Consider the following 24120-nt stretch of genomic DNA (forward strand, 5'->3'; position numbering starts at 1 on the left):
CTTCATAAGGTGACGTCGTGAGGCAAGGGAATGAAAGAACACGTCTCATCATTACGCAAGAGGCAAAAAAACACGCTTGAACAGGTGTTTAAATCTCCTGTTCAGTCAGGTATCAAATGGGTGGATATCGAGTCACTGATAAAAGCGCTGGGAGGGGAAGTCAAAGAGGGCCGAGGTTCGCGTTGTAAGTTTCTCCTTAATGGCAGTATCGCCAACTTTCATCGCCCACACCCTTCACCAGATACGGATAAAGGCGCAGTAGCCAACCTGCGCGACTGGCTTGAAAGCATAGGAGTGAAGCCATGAGCAAACTATCTGCACCAAACACGATTGAAATAGCTGGACAACCGGCTGTTATCAGCTATGTGCCGGAACTTGGCGCATTTCGTGGCAAGTTTCTTGGTCTGACTGGCTATTGTGATTTTGTATCGGACAGCATTCAAGGGCTGAAAAAAGAAGGTGAGATTTCACTACATGAATATCTGGATGACTGTAGTGCATCAGGTATCGAGCCTTACACTCGGCAAGAAAAAATTAAGACGTTCACACTGCGTTATCCTGAATCATTTGGCGAACGTTTAAATCAGGCCGCCGCTGAGCATGACGTTTCTGTGAACTCATTCATTATTGAGACACTTAATGAGAGAATAAAACACGCGTAACGTTCACTTCAAATATTGATATCCAGCCTGCCAATTCCGGTGGGCTTTCTCTTGAGTCATAAAATTCAATGAGTGAAAAGGCTGAATGATGTTTTATCCAATTGCAATTGAAGCAGGCGACAATACTCATGCATACGGCGTGATAGTGCCAGATCTGTCGGGCTGTTCCTCCGCAGGTGATAATCACCAAGGCCAAAGACGCGATTACCGATCACATTGAGTAGCGTTAGCGCAGATTTCATCAATTCGCTAACCTTTATTCTGAAACCTGCCTCGGCAGGTTTTTTGTTTACATCGATATCAGAAAGCCTCCGGTAATTTCCGCCACAGCGCGTCCCGACGTTCCGCATCCGCGAGTTCCTTATGTTGCGCTTTCTCCAGCCACTCGCGGGCGGCAGAGGGACTCAGGATAAACACGCCGTCGTCATCGCCTATCGCCACATCGCCGGGATGCACCGTCACCCCGGCGACCGTCACCGGCACATTAACCGCACCAGCGGTTCCCAGCGTGCGGGTGGTAATCGCACTGATGCCTTTGCAAAACACCGGCAGCCCCAGTTGACGCAGCGCGCGTGAATCCGTCACCGCGCCAGCTACGACAACCCCCGCCAGCCCTTTCACTTTCGCCGCCAGCGTACGCAGTTCGCCCCAGCAGGCGCGCGTTTCCTCATCCGAAGCATCGATAACCAGTACATCGCCAGGCTGGCTCAGCAACAGCGCTTCACGCAGTACACCGCCGTCCGGCGGGCACAGTTTCACCGTCACTACGTTGCCGACCATCCGCACATCCGGCACGAGTGGCTGGATGCCGTATAAATAGCCGCTTTCCATCAAATGCCCCAGCGTGGAGGTACTGATGTGGCGGTAGTCTGCCAGCAGGTCATCACTAACCGGCGACACACGGGGAATGATTTGATAATTCATCCTGTTTCCTGAAATGGTGGATACGTCATCAACGAGGCGTTATACCCGTCATACTTCACGCTGCCGATGCGTTGGTTCTCTTACCCGGCCACATTTATGCCACCGCCGCCCCCGACTGCGGTTTCTCGCGCCCGAACGGAATACACAATGGCGTATGGAAAAATGGATCGGAGATAATGCGGCAGTCCAGATTGAACACCGTTTTAACCAGCGCTTCGTCCAGAATGCTAGCCGGCGAACCCTGTGCAAACGCGGTACGGTTATGTACCGCTACCATATGATCGGCGTAGCGACAGGCCAGATTAAGGTCATGCAATACCATGATGATGGTTTTGCCATGCTGACGATTCAGTTCACGCAGCAAATCCAGCACTTCGATCTGGTGCGCCAGATCGAGAAAGGTGGTGGGTTCATCCAGCAGCACCACTTCGGTATCCTGCGCCAGCGTCATGGCAATCCACACCCGCTGGCGCTGACCGCCGGATAAGGCATCCACCGGTCTGTCTGCCAGCATATCAGTGCCGGTTTGCACCAACGCGAGGTTCACCATCCGTTCGTCTTCCTGCGACCACTGCTGCAACCAGTTCTGATACGGATAACGCCCCAAGCTGACCAGCTGTTTTACGGTAATGCCTTCCGGCGCGTCCGGCATCTGCGGCAAAATCGCCAGTTCTCGCGCCACCTCGGCGGTGGACTTGCGGTGGATGTCCTCGCCATTGAGGATTACCGTACCGCTCAGCGGCTTGAGCAACCGGGCGAAAGATTTAAGCAGTGTGCTTTTGCCGCACCCGTTGCTACCAATCAGCACCGATACCCTGCCCTTCGGTAATTGAATATCCAGATTGTCGATAATGGTCTGATTGGCATAACCGAGGGTCAGCGCCCGGCTGGTAATGGCAGTCATCATCCGTTTCCTTAATGACGTTGTTTAATCAGCAAATACAGAAAGAACGGCGTACCCAGTGCCGATACAAAAATCCCGGCGGGCAGGTCCAGCGGCAAAAACAGCGTTCGGCCACACAGGTCTGCTACCATCACCAACCCGCCGCCACAGAGAAATGCCATCACCGCCTGCCCGGCAAAGGTTGGCGCTACCAGCCGTTTGGCAATGTGCGGCGCGATCAACCCGACGAACGCCATCGCGCCACCCCAGGCAATCGCTGCGCCTGCCAGCGCCACGCTGAGCAGCAGCAGCGCCAGACGCAGCCACTGTACCCGCACGCCAATGCCCTGCGCCAGCCCATCGTCCAGTTGCTGTACCCGTACCTGACGCTCCAGCCACACCAGCCACGGCACACTCAGCAGCAGCCAACCGCCCAGCTCACGGGTTTCACGCCAGCTGGCGCCGTAGACGCTGCCGGTCAGCCAGACATAGGCCGACAATGTGGTGGTAAGCGGGCTGAACACCAGCATGAAGGTAGTTGCCGCGGTCAGCAACGCCGACACGCCGACGCCCGTCAGCACCAGCCGTTGCGGCGACACGCCCGACTGCCACGCCAGCCAATACACCGCCAGCGCCGCCACCGCTGCCCCAGTCATCGCCGCCAGCGGCAGGTAGTGCGTCCCCACGGTGGCGGCAAGAAACGACAGGTATAACACCGCCGCCGCGCTGGCACCGCTGGTAATCCCCAGAATATCCGGCGACGCCAGAGGGTTTCGGATCATTGACTGCAAAATCAACCCGGATACCGCCAGCGCGCCGCCGACCAGAATAGCCAACACCACCCGCGGCAACCGTAATTGCTGTACGATCAGCGTCGCGCCTTCTGACTGCGACGAGACCAACGCCCGCAGCACCTCCCACGGCGACAGCATCAGCTTGCCGACGCCAAGCGACGCCACCATCACCGCCAGCACCAGCAGTAGAGCCAACACGACCCGGCCAACAGTAGTCAGGTCAATCTGACGGGAAAAGCCCCCCTGCCGCCACACCAGTACCCGTTCCATCCCCTCGCGCTTATCCATGACGGCCTCCGCGACGCAGCAGGAAAATGAAGAACGGCGCGCCGAACAGCGCGGTCATCACACCGACCGGCACTTCCTGCGGCACAATCACCACCCGCGCCATAATATCCGCCAGCAACAGCAACGCAGCACCCAGCAGCGCACAGCCGGGCAACAACCAGCGATGATCAGCAGGCAACAGTTTTCGCACCATATGCGGCACAACCAGCCCGACAAAACCAATACTGCCCGCCATCGCCACCGCACCACCAGCCAGTACGATAACAAGCAGGCTCATCAACAGTCGGATGTGTCCGGTGCGCTGCCCTAATCCACGGGCGATAACGTCACCAGCATTCAGCACGTTAACCTGCCCCGACAACAGCAGCGCACCGATCAGCCCCGTCAGACAGTAACCCATCAGCGGCAACACCGTCGCCAGCTCGCGGTCAGCTACCGAACCCGCCAGCCAGAACAACACCGTATCCAGCCCTTCCTGATTCACCACCAGCATGGCCTGACTAAACGCAGCGAACATGGCGGTGATGGCCGCGCCCGCCAGTACCATACGCAGCGGGTTCAGGCTGCCTTTGCCCATGGTGCCGATAAGCCATACCAGACACCCGGCCACGGCTGCACCGGCAAACGCCGACCACAGCCACACCGACATCGCCACCTTGGGAAACAGCGACACACAGACAATCAGGAAAAACATCGCCCCGGCGTTAATACCAAACAGCCCCGGCGACGCCAGCGGGTTACGGGTCAGCACCTGCATCAATGCGCCTGCCACCGCCAGACTGGCACCCACCACAATGGCTATCAGCGTGCGCGACAGGCGCGTCGAGGTGACCAGAATATGGCTGACGTTAAGTGGGTCCGGATGCCACAACGCCCCCAGCACCTGTGCCGGTGTAATCCTTATCGGCCCAACCATCAGGCTGAGAAACGCCAACGCCAGCAGGCAGATACCACCGATCACCAGCACCAGACCGGGCGCTTTCCGTTTACCGGTCGCTATCACCACATGACTCATGACGCACCTCCGGCGAGGCCGGTGACGCGGGCGATATCGTCCAGCATCATGTTGGCGCCCAGAATACCGCCGGACAAACTCCAGGTGACGCCATTGACCACCCATACCTGATTGCGCCGCGGGGCGCGCAGTTGCTGCCACAGCGGGTGACGAATCAGCGATTCATAGTTGCGTTGCACAGAGGGACTCTCGGATCGCAGAAAAATAAAAAAGATATCGGCATCCACCACCGGGATGCTCTCTTTGTTGGTCAGTTTGAGGGAGACACCCGGCTGGGCGCGGCTGGCGTCGCTCCAGCCAAACCCCAGTTCACTCAACACCGAACCGGGAAAACTACCGGGCAAATAGCTGCGGATATGGTCTTCGCGGATATCCAGTATCGACACGGTCGGCGGCCAGTCGCCGCCAAACTTGCGTTGCAACTGTTCACGCAACCCATTTACTCGCTGCTGCCAGTGTTGCAGTAACGTGTCGGCCACCGCCTGACGCCCAAGCGCCTGCCCCATCACCTGCACCGTTTTCTTGAACTGGTAGATTTCATCCAGCATCACCACCGGCGCGATCTGCGACAGCAGTGGCTCCAGTCGCTGGTGACGAAAACGCGAAGCGACGATGGTATCGGGCTTTAACAGCACAATGTCTTCCAGGCTGGGTTGGGTTTCCAGCCCTACATGCGGCACCCCGGCCAGCGCCGGACGCAGGTAGCGGTACATCGGCTTCTCGCTCCACGAATCCACCACCCCGGCAGGCGTGACGCCGAGCGCCACAGCGGTATCCGTCGCGCCCTGAAACAAGGTGATAACCCGTTGCGGCATCACCAACGACTGAGCCAGAACAGGCCGGGAAAGTCCCAGCGGCAACAGGCTTAACGACCACCGCAGCAATCGGCGGCGCGAAACTAAATACTCATTCACGGTTTTGTGTGATCTGCCTTTTCCATAGTGATGACCACCCCGTTACGTTCAAAGGGGAGATCCCTGGCGTCAAAAACTGTGCTGAGGTGTTCGTTTTCGCCGGGTGAGCCGCATGGACGCGGCGAAAGCCCGTGCCGCTCCGGACAAAAACGTCGGGAACGTTTTTGAACAGCGTTTACGCTGGCCCGAAGGGCAAGCCCCATGGATGGGGCGAGTAACCGCGTCACGGGCGGCCCGAACAGCGAAGACGAACGCCGAAGGTACCGCGTAGCGGCACAGTTTAGCCACCAGCCAGTGGTCAAGGAGAGGTGGCGCTGAACCTCTCCTTGTCGTGCGTGCGATGAAGTAGCAAAGAAGCAATGCAGTCTATCCCGCACGAAATATCTCTCTGTCTTTACATGAACCCGATAACGACGCTCTATTGTTCGTTAACAATCTATTTACCAATAATGGCCTGAAACGGGTTAATCACCTCTCCCTTGCCGAACGGCATACTCCCCGGTCCGCCGGCGCGGGCGATCATCGGGGTGATCAGCAGTTTCTGCGGCCAGTTCGGTGCCTCGAACAAGTGGGTTTTCAGCATTGTCTGCGTGTCGGCGGCAAAACCGGCACGGTCAATCGCACCGTTGATTTCATTACGCATCACGCCCCACAGCGTCGCCGCATCCAGATCATAGGTCTGCGACAGCGTTTCGATAATCGCCCGCATGTTGACCTGAATCCCCAACGTTTGCAGCCAGAATAGCAGGTCATCCAGACGCTCATGGTAAAGCGTGTTGGCATGGCCTTGCTTGATACGGTACACCGGGTCTTGCATACCGTTCTGTTCCAGTGTCGGCACATGAATTCGCAGCGAGTCGTGGTCTCGCAGCAGCAGGCCGTGGGCCTGACCAGCTTTCCACACCAATACCGCGTTCTGCCCGTGGATCTCACCCAACATCCCTAACCGGAACATACGGAAATTAATGTCGAAGAAACAATGGCAAAGCTCGGCAAACAACGTCAAAACGGAATCCGCGTTTGTTGGCAAACCACGATAGGCCAGCCAGTCGTCAAAGAAGTGACGACGGCTGCCCGGCAACGGCGTACCCAGCGCCGCCATCGGCAGCAGCCGGTAGTCGGTATCCTCGAACAGCTCGCCCGGATAACTGCGCACCATCGCCGACAGGTGGCGCGGCGCTTCATCGAACAACGTGGCCTGCGGCGGCATAAACGCCCACCATTTGCTTTCATCGCACAGATACAACCGTTGCTGCAACACGGCGTCTTTTTCACGTGCCTGGCGCAACAGCACTTCACTTAATCCGCCGTTGATCATTTTCACTGCCGGCAAATAGCGTGACGCACCCAGCGAATACACCGCCATCGGCAGCTTGAGGTAGTCAGCGCTGGCGAAACACGGCGTCATGGAACGCAATGACGAGGTCGGCAGATAACGCGCGGCGCTGAAATCCAGCCTCTGGCAGTCGCCGTTGCGAAAGGCGTCGCCCAGTTGGGTTTCCAGAATATGATCGAACTGCCACGGATGCACCGGCAAGGCGATGTGGGTGTCAGCGATACCTCGCGCGGCCAATTCTTGTTGCAATACAACCTGTTCCGCCTGCGGTAATAGGTAATGCGCCGGGTACTGGTCAGCCGTGTCGCTGATGCCATCGCCGCATTGCAGCCGGTCTTTCGCCACCGCTACCCAGTTCAGCGCTACCGGTACAGCAAACTCCGCCACGTAACGGCGATATTCTTCAGCATTCAGCCCCTGTTTAGCCTTGGCGGTCGGATGAAACGGACGGTCGCGCAACGAGGCCCACTGCTCCATCACATGAAAGAAATCGGCATTGCTACGTGCGAGCAACTCATCGGTGTCGATACGGTGCTCACGCGACAGCGCGGTCTGCTCAACGCTGGTGTTAAGCACATCCAGAAACAGCGCCTGACCTTTGGCATTATCTTCTTCACTGTGCTGACCGGCGAACACCAGCTTCATGAAGCTTTCCGGCTCCAGCTCGCGCCAGTCATTACCGCCCTGCTGCCAGGCGTAAACCGTGGTGCCCGGTACCTTTTCCCAGCGCTGGGTAATACCAGGGCGCAACGCCGCCACCAGATGACGCTGTTCTCGTTCATCGCTACACCAGCGCCACAGGCGGACGGTGCTATCCAGCACGCCAAACGGCGTCGCTTGTCCATATTGTTGTTGCCATTCGTCGGCAGTGCACAGCGCCAGCGGCTGTGGGCCGAAAAATTCTTCGGCCAGCAGGCAATCCACCAGATCCTGCATCACGCTGTGGCTGGCATCCCTGTAGTGAGACGTATTTTTCATCACATGACTTTCCATTGGATTACTGTCCTTCTGCTGAAATCGTTGTGGCCAGTCTGGCCTGTAAAGCACGAAACGCGATGCCGCGCTCGTCGCCCAAAACAAATGCGCGCACGCCTTGCTCGCGCCAGTGGGCATGGTCGTCGGGCTGGCGGGGAATAGCGCAATAGGTCACGCCATGTACCTTCGCAGCACGCCGCACTTCGGCCAATGCGTCCTGCACCGGCGGTGCCGCGGTCTGCCACGGCAAACCCAGCGATTGGGAAAGATCCGCCGCGCCCTCCAGAATCATGTCCAGCCCCGCCACCGCGGCGATTGCCTCAGCCTGACGCACGCCCTCAGCGCTTTCGATCATCGCCACCAGCATGATTTCCCGGTTCGCCAGCGCGACGTATTCCGCCAGGCTGTGCTTGCCGAAGGCGCCGGGGCGGCCACTGTTAAGGCTGCGCTCGCCCTGTGGGTAGTAATGGCAGGCGCGTACCGCTGCCTGCACCTGCTCAGCCTGTTCTACCATCGGCAGCACAATGCCTTGCGCGCCGCCATCCAACAGGCGCAGCATGGTTTTGGGGTTAGCATCCGCCACCCGCACCAGTGGCGTTAGTGCGTAGCTTTCCGCCACCCGGATCATGTTCTCCACCGTTTCCGGGTTAATCAGCACATGTTCGCTATCGATAATCACAAAATCGAACCCGGCTTCGGCGATTAACTCCACCGATACCGGCGAGGGAATCGAGGCAATCAACCCGTAGACCGACGTGCCTGCCGCCAGCTTGCGCTTGAGTTGGTTAGTTCTTAGCACGACGATGGCCTGAACGGGTGCAGCGGATTCGGCACCGATTTAAAGCGGCGCTCGCCATCGCCCAGCAACCGGCGTTTGGTCAGTTCTTCCACCTCGTAAGTCGGCGCAAACACATCAAACAGTGCATAGCGCGAACGGTGTTGCGGGTGCTCAGCCTGATAACGCAGCACCACCTCCGCGGTCATTTCCCAAAAGCGCATCTCCGGCAGGTGGTAATGCTGACGCAGGAAAACCGCCATTTCCGCCAGACAAATGAAGAAGAACGAATCGCAGGTGAAGTCGCGCACCGCGTTGACGTCGTCAGTAAAAATAAACGAGTTGCGGTTGATTTTGGCGTGGCTGGCAGGCAACGGCACCAGATCCGGGCGCATCGCCGGGCGCGCCAGATGGTCCGGAGAATAGCGCACGCCGTCATGAAAATCTTTGAGCGCGATGCGCTGCGGCCAGCCGTCACGCACGATCAGTACGATATTCTGACCGTGCGACTCCATGCCGATACCCTCGGCATACAGCATGTGGATGACCGGCGACACGGTGACGTCCAGCAGCTGGCGGGTCCAGGCCTCCAGCCCGTACTGACGAATCCAGGCATCGATAAACGGTGCCTGCTCGCCGCCGTCGTAACGGTGTTCGACATGGCTCAGCCCGTTGAACGGCACTGCCTGCTCATCCGGTTGCAGATACTGATGGATGCTTTCGCGCCAGATAGCGCCCATCACGCCATAGGCTTGCGCCATGCGAGTGGCTGGCAGCGGTTGAGTGTCGAAACTTACCCCGGCGACTTCGCCGAGAATCACGAATTTCAGGTTGCGGGCAGTCTGATCGGTGTCGATCAACTGTTGCAGCCAGTCGGTAATAATCGGCCCGTTCATCACGGTGTGCCGCGCCAGAATACGGGTGCTGGAGGTGTTGGTCATGCTCATCGCCAGCTTGACGTAAGGACGCGTTTTTTCCGTCACGTTCGCCAGCGTACGAATCGACTGCTGCGCCTGCCAGCGATCATCGGACTCACCGAGGTAAATCAGCTCGCCGCTGACCAGTTCCGGATAAAACACCGGCGCAATCACATTTTTCCACTGCCACGGGTGCACCGGTATCAGTTGGTAGTCCTGCGCCTTGCGCCCCTGACTCGCCAACTGCTCGCCAAACGCCTGCCAGCGCGCTTCGCCAAATTCGGCTTGCAAAAAATCATCCAGATTCAGTTTGGCCGAATGGTTGGCAGACGCCCGCTGCTTCGCCAGCGCCAGCCAGACGATAGCAAAAGACTGGCCGAATTCCGGTCCCCACTGAACATTATCCTGCAGGCTGAAGCCGATGCGCGACTTGTAGCAGGGATGGTAGCTATGCGCATCCATAAAATGGCGCTCCAGCTCGTCAACACTGAGCTGATGCGCCGGTTTGCCGGGTTGATAATCCTGCGCACGCGACTGCAAATCCTTCAGTTGAGTCTGTTCCAGTTCCTGCACGAAACGCGTCAGGAACGGATTGTTCTCCTGCTCGCCCAGCAGTTCCTCCAACATCTGGTGCAGGTTGGGCGACTGCGCGTCACCATCCGGGCCGATACGTTTCACGCTGGCGTAATCGAGGCGGATTAGACAAAAGCTGTCGCTCAACAACCCGTTGCAACGGTATTCCACCGGTGCCTGCTGCGCATCACGCCCGGTTATCACAAACTGACTGTTGCCATCGCTGAGCGGCGTGCGGCGATAAGGCAGCACATCCTCATACAGCAACGTTTGTAGCAACTGCCCGACCACACGCTGCTCTACCCGTTGATAACGTTGCGCATCCATCTGCAACAACCAGTCGCAGGCGATATCCTGCAATACAGCGGGGGATAATGTTTCCATACGATCTCTTAACCTTATTCAGTAAAAAATAACGTTGCAGTCATCAACCACGCCTTAGCGCGGTTCCCGCATACCCACCTGCGATGCTGATGCGCCAGCCAACAGGGCATTCGCTGCGGCATCATCGCTCACCGAGGGAAAACGCAAGGCGCACGGCAGCGCCAGCATGATCAACACACCAGTGGCGATAAAGGTTTCGCTGATGGCCGAAGCGCGCACCACGTCGTACGCTAGCCCACTGTCCGCCAGCCGGAATTCGAGGTACAGCGAGGCCACCACGATCGCCAGCGATGACACCAGACGCCGTGAAATGTTGTTCATCGCCGCCCCCTGCGTGACCAGCGTTTCCGGCAGTACATTCAACCCGGCGGTGGTCACCGGCATGTAGGACAACCCCAGCCCGATGCCACGCAGTATCATCCAGCCGCACACCACGCCAATGGATGACTGCGCCCCCACCATGCCTAAACCGATGGTCGCCAGCGCGGTCAGCAACACGCCGCACCCCACTACCCGCGCCGGACCGTGGCGATCAAGCAGGTTGCCGCCAACTTTGCCGAACAGGCTGGCAAACAACGCCGTGCACAATAGCGCCAGCCCGGTCCAGAGCGCGCTGTAACCCATTACCATCTGCACCAGCATCGGCAACAGCACCAGACATTCGAACATCCCGACCGACTGCACTACCGCAATCACCACGCTCAACCGATAGCCGTGCAGTTGAAAAATACGCAGATTGAGCAGCGGCTCGCGCTTGCGCAGTTCGACACGGACAAATGCCGCCAGGCACACCACGGCTACCAGCAGCATCAGCAGGTTGAGCGGATTCACCAGTGCGGCGGCATGGTGCAATCGCCCGGTTGCCACCATCAGCAAACCAATACCGGCGGACACCAGTAGATAGCCGGTCAGATCGAACGGTTTAGGCCCACCCGGTGCGGTTTTCGGCAATACCACCAGCCCCATCAACAGCGCCAGCGCACCAACAGGAATGTTCATGGCGAACAGCGCCCGCCAGCTAAACCACTCCAGCATAATGCCGCCGCACAGCGGTCCCAGCGCTGGAGCCAGCATCACGATGGCGCCCCAGACGCCGGTAATGCCGCCGCGTTCCTGTTTGGGGTACACCGAAAAAATCAGCGTCAGCGACAGCGGGATCATCAACCCACTGGCGATGCCCTGCACCGTACGGGCGGCGATCACCAGCGAGATGGAATCCGCCAGCGCGCCCAGCAGCGAACCGGTGATAAACAGCGCCACACCCAGCAGGTAGAGCGGTTTATTGCCCAGCCGGTGACCGAGATACCCCGTCAGCGGCATGGTCATCCCCATGCTGACCATGAACGCCGCGACGATCCAGGTAGCCAGCAACGGCCCGATGTGAAACACCTCAATAAATGCAGGCAACGCCGGATTCAGCGAACTGTTATTCAGGCTGACGGTAGTCGTGCCGAGCAGCACATTCACCACCACCAGCCAGCGGGGTACGACGCTATGAGACACGGCACACCGCTCCGGTTACATCCATGCTGGTGCCGTTCGCCGTGATAACGCCTTCGTCAGTGATGAAATATTGCACAGGGCGCGGATGACACAGGAAATCAGCATGAGAAATGTTGTAGCCGTAGGCGCCTGCCAGCGGCAGCACCAGCAGATCCCCGATGTTGACGTCGGTCAGACGCTGATCGCGGCTGAGCACATCTTTCGGCGTGCACAATTGGCCGACCACCGTCCAGTCGCACGTCTCCCCCGTTGCCAGCGCTGACCCCAGTGGCAGGTGAATAATCGGATGGTCGTGACCTTGCGCTACCGGCAGGCGGAACTGATGGGTACCGCCGCGGCAAACCAGAAAATGTTTACCGTGGCTGCGCTTTTTATCCAGCACCTCGATGGCGTAATAACCACAGTAGGCGCTGATGAAACGCCCCGGTTCAAAACGGACTACCGGCGCATCGGGTTGTTGCGCCAGCCACGTCTGCAGGTAATCGCACAGTGCCGGCCAGTCGAAACGCGATGGCGTCAGGTACGGCACGCCGATGCCGCCGCCTACGTTCATATGGGTAATATGCTGTGGATACGCGGACAACGCTTTCCATTGCGGCCAGCGTGTCAGATACAGATCCAGCAGTTGTTGATGGCGATCCACGCTCATCTGGTGTGACATGGCATGGACATGGAACCCTTTCAGTTGCAGATGACTGGCGTTATCCACATCGCGCACCGCGTCCGCCAGGTCGGCTTCGTCGATACCGAACGGCGTCGGCGTGCCAGCCATCGCCAGTTTACTGGTCAGCGACGAGGCCAGTTCCGGATTGATGCGGATGAACACCGGCTGGAGCACGCCATGCTGCTTCGCCCGCTGTTGCAGGCGGGCAATCTCATGGCGGCTTTCTACATGCATGGCTTCCACGCCCTGTTGCAGCGCCAGATCGAAATCCGAGTCCAGTTTGCCCGGCCCGGAGAACACGAAAGGTTTGCGCGTGGCACAACCGGCCACGCGGTCGATTTCGCCACCCGACGAAATTTCAAACCCGTGCACCAGCGGTGCAATCGCATCCAGAATCGGTTTTTCGCTGTTGGCTTTGATGGCGTAATAGAGTTCGACACCCGGCGGCAATGCCGCCATCACCTCGCTGACGTGCTGGCGCAGCGCAGTCAGGTCATACACAAATGCGGCCAGCGGGTCGGCCTGTTGCTGTTGCAGGTGGACAATCACCTCGTGAACGTGCTGGGGCAACTTAGCCATGCTGCACCTCGCTATGTTGCACCTCACTATGCCGTACCGCGTGCTGCCGAACCTCGCCATGCGCTATGCCGCTGCTGTGCGCGAGCGTGCTGCTGTTCTGGACCGCGCTGCTATGCTGAACCGTACTGTTATGCTGAACCGTACTGTTATGCTGAGCCGCGCTGCCCCAGGGAGACGGCAAGCGAACATAGCTGGCCTGACGATCAGCTTCTGCCGCCAGTCGGACCTTGAGATTGGTTTTACACGCCACCGGCTGACCGGCGATCAACGCCTCCAGTTCCGGCGCAGGTTGTTTCAGTTCAGCCTGAATAGCACGCAGTTGCTGCTGCACCCGTTGCCACATCAACGGCGCCAGATGCGCACGTCTGTGGCTCAAGGCCAGAATGGCTTCAGACAGGTGGTTAATAAACAGGCAGTACATGATGCGATTCCAGCCCTGCTCACGCGAGTACAACAACGACTGACGCACGCGTGGGTGCACCTCGTCGCCGATATGGCGGATGCCGAGGTCGTCGGTCAGCTTCACGCCTTCAAAATCACGCAACAACACCTGCTGCGGCAGCCCGTGTTGATGCACCAGCACACTGTTTTGCAGATGGGGTTCCATCACCACGCCGTGATTGAAGAACAGCGACAGCACCGGGCGCAGCAGCCGCGTCTGATACTCATCAAACCAGCACAGCAACGCAGCGTCATCCAGCACCTCACCATAGTGTGTGCGCAGGAAGGTTTGGATCATCGGCTGTAAATCCACGCCGCGGGCAAACAATGTACCGGCCATGATGCTGCATTCTGCACCGGTGCGGCGACAGAAATTCTCACGCAGGATGCCGCCGGTCTGCTCGCGGAACCAGTGCTGGTCCGACTCGCTGGCATTGGCCGGACTCCAGCTCACCACGCCGGGTTCAGCCGCCGCCGCCAACCCGCCCAGCGTGTCGGCGTGATGCGTTAGCAACTGCCGGAACAGGAGGTCGATCAGCACCGTGCTTTCCAGTTCATACCAGGCGTTTTTACGCACGCAGTTGGTAATGCGAACATTCAGCGAGCCTTTAATAAAGTAATCGTGACCATCGATAAACCAGGTGCGAATAGAGGCCGTCGGGCTGGCGACGCGTCCGTTTTGCCCCAAATCACGGATGATGCTATCGCTCAGTAATTGCTGTACGCGCGCATCTTGCATAAATAGCTGCGCCTGTACCGGATGCATACAGATGATGGCGTGCCCAGGCGATGCTGAATGCTGGTCGGCAAACCCCTCCAGCACCTGTTGCGGCGTCAGGCCGTTGGCACCGATATGCAACCCGTCAAGCGGAACTTCGAACAGGTGCAACGCCGCGCGAGCCTGAAACTCCGGCGCCCACTGCGTCTGGCCGAGATGCGCCGGCCACAAACGCGCCTTCGGCGCAGGATGGCTGGGGTGGCCAAACCACAATCCCTGTTCGCTGTGCAAATAGTGCTGCAGCGGCATGTCAGTACACGTACTGCCATTGTGGCTGACAATGGCGCTAACCAGTTGCTGGCTCTGGAGAATCTGTTCGTACAGCTCCGGGTTTTTTCTCCCGGCGATGTGCTCGCACGCCGCCAGCAAACGTGCAACCAGACTGCCGAAACCGGGGCATTGCCAGTCATCCTGCGCCTGACGCAGATAGACATCAGACAGGTAATGCTGGCTGCCGAAGGTGTCGCAGCGGTCCACCATGACAAACAGTTGCAGTTGATTGGGCAAACCAATAACCATCGGAATGCCCTTCCAGTCTGCACCATCAAAATAGGCCCCCGGCGGAATCCCTTTCATTTCGTCTGGCCATTCATATCGCAAATACCCTTCCGGTATGGCGAATTCTTTGATAAGACAATTCAGTAACCCATGCAGGGCTGCTTTTTCGCTTATCATTCTGGACAAAACATCATGATTTCGGTTGTTCATCTCTGCTCCGTAAGAATAACTATCGACCGGTGGAGGGTTATATACGTGGTGAAGGTTACTTATCCTGGTTAAATAATTGAAAATAGCCCCGCCTTTCGGCGGGACAGTAATCAGAAGTCAACGCTATAGCCTAATGTCACGGTTCTTCCCCGACCGGAGAAATAACGCAGGGAATTCACAATCGCGCTTTGCGAATAATAAGTGATGTATTCCCGGTCAAACAGATTGGAGACAGCCAGATTAACTTTACCCTTCGGTAACTTATAACCGACGGCGGCATCCACCAGTAAATAACCGTTAAAGTCCTGCTGACGCTTATCCATAATTCTGTCGAAGGCGTAATTGGCCTGAATAAAGGAAGACCACTGCGGCGTCCAATTCGCAGACCAACTGGCGGTCAGGCGATCCGGCGGAATATTCAACCCGTCCAGCTTGCCATCGAGACTGCCGTTGCCATCGCTGTCGAACCACCCCTGAATATGGGAATAACCGACTTTCAGGCGGTGATCGTCATTCACTTTGTAACCCAATGAGGTTTCGATACCGTCGATACGGGTTTTCTGACGCTTGCTCTGGAAGGTACCGTTCACATCCTCTACGCGTTCGCCCAGCTTGGATGTCGAGCGATAGTAACTCAGTTCAAACTCCACCGGGTCTTTCTGGATACGGAAGCCGGTTTCAACGTTATCCGTCACAATCGGTTCCAGCAGCAACATGTTGACCGACTGATTTGGGATTTTAATCTCGCGCAAGGTGCGACCCACATCGGGAATGCCGAAGCCCTGCGAGTAGTTGGCAAACAGACTTAGCGGCTGATACGGCGTGGTCCACACCGCACCGACGTTATACAGCGTCTTGTTGAAACTCAAGCGACCGCCCTGCACATCCGCGCTGTTATTAGATTTTTCTACGGTACTGGCCGCCACGGTACGGAAGCTGTCGATATCCAGACGCGCATACTCATAACGTACTCCGGTGGTGATTTTCAACGAATCCACCGGTTTAATGTCCCACTGCATAAACGGCGACAGATCGGTGTACTTCATCTCAGGCGCATAGATGCGCTGAGTCAACCATAAATCCTGCTTGCCGGTATCAAACAGGGTATCGAAGCCCACGGTCGCTTTCAGGTAATCGTCCCAGATATCGTCTTTGGTCAACGTTACTTTTGTGCCGTAACGGCTGGACGTTACGCGAGACTGGTCATACAGACGCTTGAGCGGAGCGAGGCTAACATCCTGAAAAGAATCGGAAGTATCTGCACCAAATAACGACTCATAATTCTGGTAGTAAGCCAGTGAACTGAACTTCATACCCGCCAGATTGTAGTTATCGTAGGTGGCGCTGGTGGTCCAGACGCTGTTCATCGGCGCATCGCCAACCGGGCGCCCGGATACTGAGGTAGTCGGGATGCCGTTATTGCGGTCGCCTGCGATCCCCAGATAGTCCATTTTGCCCTTGATCTGATAACGGTTAAGGCTCAACTGTACCCGCTGGTCGTTATCCAGCCAGTACCCGACTTTCGCCATCACATCATAGGCACGGGAATCCATCAGATCGCCCTGAGTATTATCAACCCCGATAGGCCGATTTTTCCCATCAAGAAACAGCCCCTGATCTTCATAACTGACTGAAAACAGATAATCCAGATACTCTTCACGGCCACTGAACCCATAGGTGGTTTTATAGCTCATGGTATCGCCATCCAGTCTGGAGGTTGGCGATGTCGCCTCGACGCTGAAATGCTGATTAAACGAGCCTGGCTCCGGGCGACGGGTAATAATATTGATAACGCCGCCGGTCGCACCGATGCCATTACTGGCGCTGGCACCGTGAATCACTTCGATGTGGTCCACCATAGCAAAATCAATGGTGTGCATTTCGCGCCCGGTGGGGCGCAATGGGTTAGATTGTGGAATACCATCCACCAGAATCAACGGCGCGCGACCACGGAAAGTTTCACCGCTGCCACTCATTTTCTGACGGCTCGGCGCCATTGCCGGCAATAAATTACTTAATATCTGGGAAGAATCACTGGTAATTTGTCGCTGCTGGTCGATCTGTTCTTTGGTAATAATCGTCACGACCTGAGGCGAATCTTTCTTTTCAGTATCCGTTCGGGATGCCGTCACTACTATTTCGTTTTCATTTTTGTTTGTATTATCTGCTGCGTCAGCCTGTGCAAATAAAAACAATGGCGTCAACGCATATAATGCCCGCACTTTCATTCCTGCAACCTCATTATTATTTTCCCAGAAAATAGACACTGGCATTCTCCGCCAGCACAGATCATTAATGTTATTTTTTCCGTTTTGAGTGATAGCCGTAATTACGCCGATAACCGGTTGCTGTTATTTTTATTCGCTATCAAGACGATTACGGGAAACACATCGCCTGCTTACCGACGTCGGAATTTTGGCACTGCTTCAATTAGCGCCTGTTCGAATCGCATCACTACGCTGCGGCATTGCTCCTCGGTGATAATCAACGGTGGCAACAACCTGATCACGTTGCCTTGTCGTCCGCCTCGTTCCAGCAGCAGTCCCTGACGGAAACAGTGTTGTTGGATAGCCATCGCCAGTTCGGCATCCAGCGGATAACCGCCGCCCGCCTGTATTGGCTGACGCTCATCCACGATTTCAATGCCGAGCATCAGACCACGACCGCGCACCTGCCCCAGACAAGGAAAACGCGTCTGCAGTTGCGTAAACTGTTGCTTTAGCCAGTCACCACGGACCGCTGCCTGCTCAGCCAGCTTGTCACGCAGCAGAATATCGATGGTGGTCTTGCCGGTAGCCATGGCCATTTGGTTGCCGCGGAAAGTGCCGGTGTGAGTGCCCGGCTTCCAGACATCAAATTCGCGCCGAATGCCCAGCACCGCCATGGGCAAGCCGCCGCCTACCGCTTTCGACATTACGACGATGTCCGGCTCAATGCCAGCCTGTTCGAAAGCGAACATGCTGCCGGTACGGGCGAACCCTGCCTGCACCTCGTCAAGAATCAGCAAAATGCCATGGCGACGCGTCACTTCACGCAACGTTTGCAACCAGCTAGCAGGTGCCGGGTTGACGCCGCCCTCGCCTTGCACCGCTTCGACAATCACCGCAGCCGGCAGCGACATACCGCGCTCAACATCTTCAATAAACGCGGTGAAATAATGACTCAACGCTGCTACCCCTGCGTCACCGCCAAGCCCCAGCGGGCAGCGGTATTCATGGGGATAAGGCAGGAACTGGACGCCGGGCATCAGATTCTGCACCGCATCTTTAGGGCCGGTATTGCCAGTCACAGCCAACGCGCCGTGGGTCATGCCGTGGTAACCGCCGGAGAAGCTGATAATGCCGCCACGACCGGTATAGGTTTTCGCCAGCTTCAACGCGGCTTCAACCGCATCCGCCCCCGACGGGCCGCAAAACTGCAGGCAATATCGGTTCTCGCCGCCAGGCAGTTGCGCCAGCAGGGTTTCGCAGAAAGCATCTTTCAACGGCGTAGTGAGATCCAGCGTATGCATCGGCAGTCCAGATGCCAGAAACGCCTGAATACTGGCAACCACCTCTGGATGGTTATGCCCCAGCGCCAACGTGCCTGCACCTGCCAGACAATCCAGATATGCGTTGCCGTCTACGTCTGTTACCCACACGCCTTGCGCTTGCTGAATCACCAGCGGCAGTTTGCGCGGATAACTGCGCACGTTGGATTCAAACCATTCCTGTCGTTCGAGATAATCCGCATTGGTTCTCTGCACCAGCTCCCTAACCACCAATTGTGTTTCTACCATCGCCTCACTCCTGTGATATTGATAATAGCAATGATTATCATTAACGGTGATGATGCTCAAGTGTTATTTAAATGACGTTTTTTATAACCAAATCCTTACATTTACTGAAAGAATGCTAATTAACTATCGGCGGCAAGAGGACTTTTAGCGTTGTCTGGCATAAAAAAGCGGGAAAAGTTATGACAGGATGAAAATTCATTTTTGTGATAAAGGTCACAAAAAACCATCAGGCAAAATTCATCATTTACTACACAAAGCGATCTCAGCGCAATTCAGGCAATATATTGCTGTTAAAATTTGTAAAAATACCGCCAACTATCACTTTTCATTACTAAAACCCCACATTTTTCTGATCATAAAAAAGCCAATCCCCCCGCAGGAAAATCGGCTTTATAGCAAACTAACAGGGATTATTTCAGCGTGTTGGCGATTCCGGCTCAAACAGCGGCAACGGCTTACCGATGATATAACGCCGGCGCAAATGGGCAGACAGCACATCCATCAGCATCACCACCACCACCAGAATCAGGGTGATAAACATCACCACGTCCCAGTTCCATAATCGCATATTTTCCGCGTACACCAGCCCGATCCCCCCTGCACCCACAAACCCCAGCACCGCGGCTGAGCGCACGTTCGACTCCATTTGGTACAGGCTGAGCGCCAGAAAGGTCGGGAACGACTGAGTAAAAATGCCGAAACGGTGCTTTTGCAGGCTGTTGGCGCCAACGGCGTCAAGCCCGCGGCTGGGTGATCGTTCCACCGCTTCGTGCCCTTCAGCATAGAGCTTGCCGAGCAGGCCGGCGTCCTGCATCAGGATCGCCAGCGCGCCGGACAGCGGTCCCATCCCCACCGCACGTACAAAGATCAACCCCCAAATCGCCATGTCGATGCCACGCAAAATATCCAGCAAACGGCGCACCAGCAACGCGACAGGCCGCAACAGTGGCGCGTGCATCACGTTGCGCGCCGCCAGAAATGACAACGGCAATGCCACCAGCGTGGCGGTCAGCGTACCGGCAAACACAATAGCGATGGTGATAAACACCTGCGACAGGTAATAACCCAATGGCCAGTTGAGAAAATCGTGCCATACGAACATACGCAGAAAATAGCGTCCCAGTTCACCAAAACCGTGTAGCCACTGGTCAATGCGGATACCAAAAAACATCAGAAATGCCAGATAGTAAAACAGCACCGCAGCCGCTATCAGCCCGATGCGCCATACATAGCGACGTTGCTGGCTGAACAACACCGGGTATTGTTGTTTCATGGTGGCGACATCCACGGCCAAAAGCGAATTGATGTTCATTTGCTGCCCTCCACAACCCGCTGCCGCAGCCAACCAGACAGCGCATCCAGAATCGACACTACCACGATGATTAGCAACATGGTGATACTGACCTGATCGTAGCGATCCAGCTTGATATTGGTCATCAGTTCCTGCCCGATTCCCCCGGCACCCACCAGCCCAAGAATGGTGGATTGGCGAAAATTAATTTCCAGCCGCATAAAGCTGTAAGACAGCACGACAGGCTTGACCTGCGGCCACAGCCCGAAACGCATACGCTGCAACACACTGGCACCACAGGCGGCCAGCCCACGTACTGGCCGTTCCGATGCGGTTTCGATAGCTTCATAAAACAGTTTGGTCAGGCTGCCGATGGTGTGCAGCGCCAGCGCCAGAAAGCCAGGAATCACACCGATGCCGAAGGCCATCACAAACATCACCGCCCACGCCAGCTCCGGCATGGTGCGCAAAAACGCCACCAGCGCACGAATGGCGAAGCGGACGCCCGGTGGACTGAGCGTATTGTCTGCCGCCAGAAAGCCCAGCACCACCGATGCAGCTACTGACAACACCGTTGCCGCCAGCGCCAGATTGAGCGTTTCCCAAATCAACGGTAGCTGAATAGACAAACGATAACCCCAATATGCCAGCGACCCTTCGGTATGACCGTCAGCAAGTAGCAACCGCCAGTGCAGCACCGGCAGCGTCTCGGCCAGATAGTCGAAGAAATGAGGGAATGACGTCCACAGGGTATGCAGATTGAATTCGGACAGTTTACCTGCACCGATGTACAGCACCACCAGCGCCAGCGTCCATATCAGCGACTCGCGCTTTTGCTGCGTGCGTATGTGCCGGTAATAGCGTTCAAAATCAGGGTTCAGCATGAGTTTGGTCTGGATGGTGGAAAAACGATGAGTCGGCTGGCGACGCAACGAAGCGAAAAAGAGGCATCCTGCCTGTGTTGCCGTCCGTCAAGGTTACGCCGTTATGCACCGCCATTTCAGGCAAGGCCGGGGTTGATGACCCGGCGCAATAGCCTTAGCGGTTGCCTTTGGTCAGTTCACGCTTCATAGCGATAATGGTTTTATAGTCATCCACACTGGCCGGGCCGATGTGCTGTTTACCTCCCACCGCCTTGATAAAGCACGCGTGGTCTTCTGTATCCAGCTTCTTCACTGCACTAATCAATTTCGCTTTAAAATCAGCCGGCAAAGCATTACTCACCAGAATCGGACCGTTCGGGATCAACGATGATTGCCAGATGATGCGAATCTGCTTCATCAGGTCCGGGTGGTCCATTCGAATCAAACGACCAAACGCGCCGCTGGTGTAGCCGGTATTGTAGTCGCCAATCATCGACGCCCAGGTCACCGCGCCGTCAAACTGACCGTTCAGCACGCCGAGGATGTCCTGTTCATGCCCGCCGGAGAAGGTGACGCTGGAGAAGAAGTTGTTGTACTTGTTATCAACGCTGCCGCCGAATTGCTGTTTAAACGCCTGATTAGGAATCAGGTAACCGGAGGTGGAATCCGGGTCGGCGAAACCGAACGCTTTGCCTTTCAGATCTTCCAGCTTTTGGTACGGGCTATCGGCCTTGACCACCACCACCGAGTGATAACCGCGCGACTGATCAGCGTCATCCACCACGATGCCGACCACATCCACCGCGTTGGGGTCCTTGATATATACCGAGGCATACGACGACGGCGACATGCTCAGTACCAGATCAATCTTCTTACCCAGCAGCCCCTGAATCACACCGGCGTAATCGGAGGAGTTGCGCAGTTGAGTATCGACATTCAGTTCTTTATCGAAAAATTGTTTGACGCACTGGTTATCGCCAATTTGTTGGGTGGCGTTCTGCCCACCAAGAATGCCCAGGTTTAGCGTTTTCGGGGTTTGTGCGGCGAATACGCTGGCGGACACTACCGCACTTGCCAGCAACGTGGTCAACGTAAAGGTTTTCTTCATCAGTTTTGCCTATTTTCTCGTCATGCCAGGGTGGTGTGATATGTAGTAATGCGATGTCAAACAGGGGATTAATGAACCGGTTGCAGATCGTCGCCATACAGGGTGCGCAGCAAACCGTCGGTCAAGGCTGACGGCGGACCGTCAAACACAATGCGCCCCTGGGCGATGCCAATGGCTCTGGAGCAGTATTCTTTTACCAATTCGACCGAATGCAGGTTCACTACCACGGTGATACCGTTGTCGCTCACCTGTCGCAATACATCCATGATGCGGCGGGTATTTTTCGGGTCGAGCGAGGCGACCGGCTCGTCGGCCAGCAGGATTTTGGGGTTCTGCATCAGCGCGCGACAGATAGCAACACGCTGCATCTGACCGCCGGACAGGTTTTCCGCCCGCTGCAAGGCATGTGGCAACAGATTCATCCATTGCAGCAAACCAATGGCGTGCGCACGATCTTCATCGGAAAACAGCCTGAAAAACGATTTCAGAGTAGACATCTGACTCAGGCGCCCCAGCAGTACGTTGGTCAGCACATCCAGCCGCGGTACCAGACAAAAATCCTGAAAGATCATGCCGCATTCACTGCGCCACCGGCGCATCTGCCGACAACTGAATTGCAGCACATCCTGTGCCGCGCCTTGCTCACCATTATGCTGGTCAAGATAGTGGACTATCTGCCCTTCGCTGGCAGGAATAGTGCCGTTCATGACGTGCAACAAGGTAGATTTACCCGCTCCGGAACGGCCAATTACCGCCACCATCTCACCAGCGTGCAAATCAAAACTGATGTTCTCCAGTACCCGTTGCTGCTGGCCTGCATATGCCTTACACAGTTGCCGCACTGACAAAACAGGAAGCCGTGATTGCGTCTGGGGTTGATAAGCTTGATAAGCGCGCAGTTGAATAGCGCTTTCGGATGCCAACAATGCCTGTGCCATGGGTTCATCATCGTTTTAGTCAACACTATGGGCATTATTAAGCGCAGTGCAGATGAAGACTTGATGACAGCCTTGTGATTAGAAAATGAACATCGTGGTGGATTTGTCAGCAAATATTCCCATTGCTTTAGGCAGCCTTCCCCTTGCAGGCCAACGCCAACACGGTTCAGGCTGGATGACAGGCAGCCATGCCAACAGCCGCACTGACAATTTATGTAACAATCCACCTATATAATGATTCACCCATATAACAACCCACCTATATAACAATCCACCTATATAACAATCCACGCCCCATCGACTGCGGCGCACACGCCGTTCGGCAGGGTGTTTTGCATCAGCCAGGCATCGGTTTCGTGGCTGATATGGGTCAGCCAGGTTTGTGTTGGCTGCAACCATTCACGCACCTGCAACACCGTGTTGAGGTCACTGTGATTGAGCGGCGGCTTGTCGCGTGGCGGCTGGGTGCAGTCCATCACCATATGGTCGAGCCGTTGGCCGCGCAGAAAATCCAGCGTGTCATCCGGCAGGCCGCAGGTATCCGTCAGGTAAGCCACGGTGTGACTGCCTTGTTCCAGCAGGTAACCAAAGGTAGGTTTGGAATGATTAAGCGGCAACGCCGTCACCCATAACGCCCCCATCGCTACCGCCTGAAACGGCGTCATCGCCGGCTGAAAATCCAGTCGACGCGGATGCTTGTACAGATCGTCGCAGCCCTGTTCATCCGGCGGACCGAATACCGGAATGCGATCACCAATGCCCCAGCGCAGCGAAAACAACCCCTGCACATGGTCAACATGATAGTGCGTCAGCAGGATGCGTCGAATCTCGTTGACACCAAAGCGCTGTTCCAGTTGCGTGACGCCCGCGTCCAGCAGCGTCGTCTCGCCATCGCATCGTATCAACAGGCTACTCGGCCCGCGGCGAAAGCGTGGGTCCAGCCGCGCACGTTCGCAGGCCATGCACTCGCAACCGGTCAACGGCACTTGCTGCGCATCGCCGGTACCCATAAACATCAGTTCCATACCA

The 24120-nt window shown here is 56.4% G+C and carries 20 protein-coding genes and 1 pseudogene; 3 read left to right on the forward strand and 18 right to left on the reverse strand.

Features of this window, described 5'->3' with window-relative positions; translation table 11 throughout:
* The first annotated feature begins 30 nt into the window (after nucleotides 1-30).
* The 3 genes and pseudogenes from Dpoa569_RS11650 to Dpoa569_RS11660 all read left to right on the forward strand — a co-directional run.
* Entirely contained in the window at nucleotides 31-306 is a 276-nt protein-coding gene (locus tag Dpoa569_RS11650; protein ID WP_042869830.1) for a type II toxin-antitoxin system HicA family toxin, read from the forward strand.
* Nucleotides 303-662 carry a type II toxin-antitoxin system HicB family antitoxin gene (locus Dpoa569_RS11655; protein WP_042869828.1) on the forward strand — a complete coding sequence of 120 codons (360 nt, stop codon included), beginning with the start codon at nucleotides 303-305 and terminating at the stop codon, nucleotides 660-662. The genes Dpoa569_RS11650 and Dpoa569_RS11655 overlap by 4 nt, the downstream gene beginning before the upstream one ends.
* An 88-nt stretch (nucleotides 663-750) precedes the next feature.
* Nucleotides 751-883: pseudogene (locus tag Dpoa569_RS11660) on the forward strand (type II toxin-antitoxin system HicB family antitoxin); the annotation flags it as partial.
* Between the two features lie 79 nt (nucleotides 884-962).
* Here Dpoa569_RS11660 and Dpoa569_RS11665 read toward each other — a convergent pair.
* From Dpoa569_RS11665 to phnP, 18 genes are all read right to left on the reverse strand, one after another.
* Entirely contained in the window at nucleotides 963-1586 is a 624-nt protein-coding gene (locus tag Dpoa569_RS11665) for an RraA family protein (protein WP_042869826.1), read from the reverse strand.
* 94 nt (nucleotides 1587-1680) lie between these two features.
* Entirely contained in the window at nucleotides 1681-2490 is an 810-nt protein-coding gene (locus tag Dpoa569_RS11670) for an ABC transporter ATP-binding protein (protein ID WP_042869823.1), read from the reverse strand.
* 11 nt (nucleotides 2491-2501) lie between these two features.
* Nucleotides 2502-3551 (reverse strand): FecCD family ABC transporter permease, encoded by a 1050-nt coding sequence (locus Dpoa569_RS11675; RefSeq protein WP_128569700.1) that lies wholly within the window; start codon nucleotides 3549-3551, stop codon nucleotides 2502-2504.
* Nucleotides 3544-4566 (reverse strand): FecCD family ABC transporter permease, encoded by a 1023-nt coding sequence (locus Dpoa569_RS11680; RefSeq protein WP_042869821.1) that lies wholly within the window; start codon nucleotides 4564-4566, stop codon nucleotides 3544-3546. Before Dpoa569_RS11680 ends, Dpoa569_RS11675 begins: the two co-directional genes overlap by 8 nt.
* Nucleotides 4563-5480, reverse strand: coding sequence for an ABC transporter substrate-binding protein (locus Dpoa569_RS11685; RefSeq protein WP_042869819.1), 918 nt, complete (start codon nucleotides 5478-5480; stop codon nucleotides 4563-4565). The genes Dpoa569_RS11680 and Dpoa569_RS11685 overlap by 4 nt, the downstream gene beginning before the upstream one ends.
* Nucleotides 5481-5916: 436 nt before the next feature.
* Complete coding sequence (locus Dpoa569_RS11690) at nucleotides 5917-7794, reverse strand: IucA/IucC family protein (protein ID WP_227983032.1); 1878 nt, start codon at nucleotides 7792-7794, stop codon at nucleotides 5917-5919.
* 19 nt (nucleotides 7795-7813) lie between these two features.
* A complete protein-coding gene (locus Dpoa569_RS11695) occupies nucleotides 7814-8590 on the reverse strand; it encodes an HpcH/HpaI aldolase family protein (protein ID WP_042869817.1) in 777 nt (258 codons plus the stop codon).
* Nucleotides 8584-10440, reverse strand: coding sequence for an IucA/IucC family protein (locus Dpoa569_RS11700; protein ID WP_042869815.1), 1857 nt, complete (start codon nucleotides 10438-10440; stop codon nucleotides 8584-8586). The genes Dpoa569_RS11695 and Dpoa569_RS11700 overlap by 7 nt, the downstream gene beginning before the upstream one ends.
* A 54-nt stretch (nucleotides 10441-10494) precedes the next feature.
* On the reverse strand, nucleotides 10495-11943 hold the full coding sequence (locus tag Dpoa569_RS11705) for a DHA2 family efflux MFS transporter permease subunit (protein ID WP_042869812.1): 1449 nt from the start codon (nucleotides 11941-11943) through the stop codon (nucleotides 10495-10497).
* Nucleotides 11933-13186, reverse strand: a complete 1254-nt coding sequence (locus tag Dpoa569_RS11710) for a type III PLP-dependent enzyme (RefSeq protein ID WP_042869810.1) — start codon at nucleotides 13184-13186, stop codon at nucleotides 11933-11935. The genes Dpoa569_RS11705 and Dpoa569_RS11710 overlap by 11 nt, the downstream gene beginning before the upstream one ends.
* Nucleotides 13179-15113: an IucA/IucC family protein gene (locus Dpoa569_RS11715; RefSeq protein WP_042869809.1), complete on the reverse strand. Its 1935-nt coding sequence runs from the start codon at nucleotides 15111-15113 to the stop codon at nucleotides 13179-13181. The genes Dpoa569_RS11710 and Dpoa569_RS11715 overlap by 8 nt, the downstream gene beginning before the upstream one ends.
* 110 nt (nucleotides 15114-15223) lie before the next feature.
* On the reverse strand, nucleotides 15224-17341 hold the full coding sequence (locus Dpoa569_RS11720) for a TonB-dependent receptor (RefSeq protein WP_128569699.1): 2118 nt from the start codon (nucleotides 17339-17341) through the stop codon (nucleotides 15224-15226).
* A 170-nt stretch (nucleotides 17342-17511) separates the two neighbouring features.
* Nucleotides 17512-18891, reverse strand: coding sequence for a diaminobutyrate--2-oxoglutarate transaminase (locus Dpoa569_RS11725; RefSeq protein WP_042869807.1), 1380 nt, complete (start codon nucleotides 18889-18891; stop codon nucleotides 17512-17514).
* A gap of 415 nt (nucleotides 18892-19306) precedes the next feature.
* Nucleotides 19307-20203 (reverse strand): phosphonate ABC transporter, permease protein PhnE, encoded by an 897-nt coding sequence (gene phnE, locus Dpoa569_RS11730; protein WP_042869805.1) that lies wholly within the window; start codon nucleotides 20201-20203, stop codon nucleotides 19307-19309.
* Nucleotides 20200-21066 carry a phosphonate ABC transporter, permease protein PhnE gene (gene phnE / locus Dpoa569_RS11735; RefSeq protein WP_173024003.1) on the reverse strand — a complete coding sequence of 289 codons (867 nt, stop codon included), beginning with the start codon at nucleotides 21064-21066 and terminating at the stop codon, nucleotides 20200-20202. The genes phnE (Dpoa569_RS11730) and phnE (Dpoa569_RS11735) overlap by 4 nt, the downstream gene beginning before the upstream one ends.
* A 154-nt stretch (nucleotides 21067-21220) precedes the next feature.
* Nucleotides 21221-22153, reverse strand: coding sequence for a phosphonate ABC transporter substrate-binding protein (gene phnD, locus Dpoa569_RS11740; RefSeq protein ID WP_042869804.1), 933 nt, complete (start codon nucleotides 22151-22153; stop codon nucleotides 21221-21223).
* 68 nt (nucleotides 22154-22221) lie between these two features.
* On the reverse strand, nucleotides 22222-23091 hold the full coding sequence (gene phnC, locus Dpoa569_RS11745; RefSeq protein ID WP_042869802.1) for a phosphonate ABC transporter ATP-binding protein: 870 nt from the start codon (nucleotides 23089-23091) through the stop codon (nucleotides 22222-22224).
* Between the two features lie 275 nt (nucleotides 23092-23366).
* Nucleotides 23367-24116 carry a phosphonate metabolism protein PhnP gene (gene phnP / locus Dpoa569_RS11750; RefSeq protein ID WP_146411377.1) on the reverse strand — a complete coding sequence of 250 codons (750 nt, stop codon included), beginning with the start codon at nucleotides 24114-24116 and terminating at the stop codon, nucleotides 23367-23369.
* Between the last annotated feature and the right edge of the window lie 4 nt (nucleotides 24117-24120).

It is taken from the genome of Dickeya poaceiphila (genome assembly GCF_007858975.2).
Lineage (GTDB): Bacteria > Pseudomonadota > Gammaproteobacteria > Enterobacterales > Enterobacteriaceae > Dickeya > Dickeya poaceiphila.